This window comes from Mesorhizobium sp. M7A.F.Ca.CA.004.04.2.1 (assembly GCF_004022825.1).
Taxonomy (GTDB): domain Bacteria; phylum Pseudomonadota; class Alphaproteobacteria; order Rhizobiales; family Rhizobiaceae; genus Mesorhizobium.
This window is the reverse complement of sequence record NZ_RZPH01000658.1, coordinates 1-3450: the sequence shown is the minus strand read 5'-3', so window position 1 is coordinate 3450 and position 3450 is coordinate 1. Positions and strand designations below refer to the sequence as shown.

Genomic DNA, 3450 nt, shown 5'->3' with positions numbered 1-3450 from the left:
GAACGATCTCACGGACGAGAGGCAGCAATTGGCGTTGGCATTCTGCCGACGTGTCGGCAACTGCGTCATCGCCGGGAGGTCCATCGAAGTTGAATTTCATCATTCAGCGCCCCCCTCGCCATCAATCAAAGTGTTTATATAACTAAATTCATTCCTCCTGATATACAATAGAGGTGGTACCAAAGCATAAGAGGCTTCGGTGGGCCTGGGAAGAACAGGACGATGCCAGGCTTTATGCTTCCCCTGGGTCAGGTTTGTCCTTCTGACAGGATCTATCGGGGTGCTTCAACCCATCGATCTCTGCGGCCGGTCGAACTCTTCAGCCAGGGCCGCATGCCACCATCCACCGAATGCACGGCACGAGCGGCTGCATTGCCTTCTGCAACCGCTCGCTGGATAGTCTCGGCATGTTGGCGACCCTGGCGACTCACTGGCCGCAAATTCTGGCGATCATCTCCGTGGTGATGGCGACGGTCGGCATCGTCCATGCCGTCATGACCAAGGAAGATGTCCGCGCCGCCACCGGCTGGGTCGGCGTGATGGTGCTGTCCCCGATCCTCGGCGTGCTGATCTATGCCGTCGCCGGCATCAACCGCATTCGCCGCGCCACGATCACCGCCCAGCGCCCGTTTGCCGATGGCGCGATGTCCGCCAAGCACGAGCGCGACGTCGCTGTCGAAGAGGCCCTGATCGTCGAGCGCTACGGGCAACGATTCACGGGCTTGCGGACATTGGGCGACAGGGTGGCGCGGCGCGCGCTCAATCCTGGAAATGCAATCGATGTGCTGGAGACCGGCGACGAGGCCTATGCCGCCATGTGCGCGGCCATCGATGGTGCCGAGCGCAGCGTCCTGCTCGAGACCTATATTTTCGACAATGACGCCGTCGGCCTGCTCTTCGTCCAGGCGCTTGCCGGCGCCGTCCACCGCGGCGTCACCGTCCGCGTGCTGATCGATGCCGTCGGCGCCCGCTACTCGGTGCCGAGCATCCTGGGGCATTTGCGCGAGGCCAACATCCCCGCCGATGTCTTCAACGGCAACATCGTCATGGGCCTGCGCCTGCCCTACGCCAATCTGAGGACCCACCGGAAGATCCTGGTGGTCGACGGCATCGCCGCCTTCACCGGGGGCATGAACATCCGAAAAGGCTTCTCCGCCGAATTCGCCGGCTCCAACAGCGCCAGGGACACGCATTTCCGGGTGACCGGTCCGATCGTCGCCGACCTCTTTTCGGTCGCCGCCGAGGACTGGCGCTTCGCCACCAACGAGGCGCTGAAAGGCGACGCCTGGCGCATCGCCCCGCTGGCGCCGTCGCCAGGCGCACCGATGATGGTGCGGGCGGTCGCTTCCGGCCCGGATGCCAGCAACGAGACCAACCACAAGCTGCTGATCGGTGCATTCTCGGTCGCCCGCAAGTCTATACGCGTGATGTCGCCCTATTTCCTGCCGGATCGGGAACTGATCAGCGCGCTGATCACCGCCGGCAGGCGCGGGGTCGAAATCGACATCGTGGTGCCGGCGGTGAACAATCTTTTCCTCGTCGACCGCGCGATGATGGCGCAGTTCGATCAGGTGCTCAAACACTATTGCCGTGTCTGGCGCACCGAGGGACCGTTCGACCATTCGAAGCTGCTTTCGATCGACGGCGTGTGGGCCTATGTCGGCTCTTCCAATCTAGACGCCCGATCGCTGCGGCTGAATTTCGAGATCGACCTGGAGGTGCTCGATGCCGGCTTTGCCAGCGAGATCGAGGCGCGGATCGGGTCGGCGATCGCCTCCGCCGTGCCGGTGACGCTGGAAGCTTTGCGAGCCCGGCCGTTTCTTATCAGGCTGTTCGACCGGGTATTGTGGCTCGGTTCACCCTATCTCTAAGGCGGAGGTGCGCTTGAGGAACTCGTCCGTCATGGAACATACGCGGAAATTGCCTATTTTCACTGTATCCGGCTTCTGAATTGATGCCAGCGAGGACGAGCAGCACAGAGATGCACAGAATTGGACGCAGCCTCCCGGCAAGCATGCTTCTGTCCCTTCGTGACCGCCGGATGCAGAAAGCGAATGCCGCCGCACTCAAGACGACAGCCACCACCGGCACGCTGGTTGCCTCCTACAATGTCCACAAATGCATCGGCGTCGACAGGAAATTCGACCCGGAACGGACCATCCGCGTCATCCGCGAAATCGATCCGGATCTCATCGCGCTGCAGGAAGCCGACAATCGCTTCGGCGACCGTAATGGGCTTCTCGACCTGCCCCGGCTCGAACGGGAAACCGGCCTGGTTCCGGTGCCGATTTCGGCCACAGGCAAGGGCCATGGCTGGCATGGCAACGTCTTGCTGTTCAAGAAGGGCGTCGTTCGCGACGTGCACCAGATCAAGCTTCCGGGACTGGAGCCGCGCGGCGCGGTGGTGGCGGAGATCGACCTCGATGGAAGCCAGACGCTGCGCATCATCGCCGCCCATCTCGGCCTGCTGCGCCGCTCGCGCTCCCAGCAGGCGCGCGTCGTGCTCGACCTGATGAACAGCCCGGACGAAAGACCGACCTTGCTGCTCGGCGACCTCAACGAATGGCGGCTTGGCAACCGCTCCGCTCTCAACACGCTGCATGCAACGTTCGGCCCGCAGCCGCCGGCGGTCCCCACCTTCCCGTCGAACCTGCCGCTGCTGGCGCTCGACCGGATCATGGCCAACAGGCACGGCATGATTGCCGCCATTAACGCGCATGACACGCCGCTTTCGCGCGTTGCCTCCGACCACCTGCCGCTGACGGCCTTCGTACGCCTGGAGCGTATCTCCGATAACGCCTTGATTTCTCCGGTGTCGCAAAGCGTGTAGATTTACGCTGGAACGCCCTGGCATGATCAGCTGACGAAATAGCGCTGCCACTCGAAGTCGGTGATGTGCGACGCCTGCCAGGCGTCGAATGCCGCCTGCTCGGCTCGCCGGCTCTCGGCATAATTGTCGCGAAAGGCCTCACCAAACGCATCCGCGCAGAAATCCGATGCGGCGAAGGCCTCGATCGAAGAATTGAGCGTACGCGGCAGTTTCGGCTTGTCGAGATTGGCCAGGTTCGACGTCACCGGCGCTTCGAGCGGCAGATCTTTCTCGATGCCCTCGCAGCCAGCCGCCAGGATCGCGGCGATCGACAGATAGGGATTGATGTCGGCGCCCGGCGCGCGATGCTCCAGCCGGCAGGCGCCGTCATTCGGCGTGGTGATGGCGCGGACGGGTGCTGTGCGGTTCTCGAAACCCCACGCGACGTCCTCCGGCGACCAGGCGCCACGATCGAAGCGGCGGTAGGAATTGACCGTCGGCCGAAACAACAGATGTGTTTCCTGCATCCGGTGGAGCACGCCGGCAAGGAACTTTTCCGCAACCGGCGTCAGCCGGTTCGGGCCGGCGGCGAAGGCCGGCTTGCCGTCGCGCCACAGGCTGACATGGGGATGCGCGCCGCA

At 63.2% G+C, this 3450-nt stretch carries 2 protein-coding genes and 1 pseudogene; 2 read left to right on the top strand and 1 reads right to left on the bottom strand.

Features of this window, described 5'->3' with window-relative positions:
* The first annotated feature begins 407 nt into the window (after positions 1 to 407).
* Together EN893_RS24735 and EN893_RS24730 are read left to right on the top strand one after the other, a co-directional pair.
* A complete protein-coding gene (locus EN893_RS24735; protein ID WP_127271959.1) occupies positions 408 to 1871 on the top strand; it encodes a phosphatidylserine/phosphatidylglycerophosphate/cardiolipin synthase family protein in 1464 nt (487 codons plus the stop codon).
* A 110-nt stretch (positions 1872 to 1981) separates the two neighbouring features.
* Positions 1982 to 2830, top strand: a complete 849-nt coding sequence (locus EN893_RS24730; protein WP_127271470.1) for an endonuclease/exonuclease/phosphatase family protein — start codon at positions 1982 to 1984, stop codon at positions 2828 to 2830.
* Between the two features lie 26 nt (positions 2831 to 2856).
* Here EN893_RS24730 and EN893_RS24725 read toward each other — a convergent pair.
* Positions 2857 to 3450 (bottom strand): annotated as a pseudogene (locus tag EN893_RS24725) (glutamine synthetase); the annotation flags it as partial.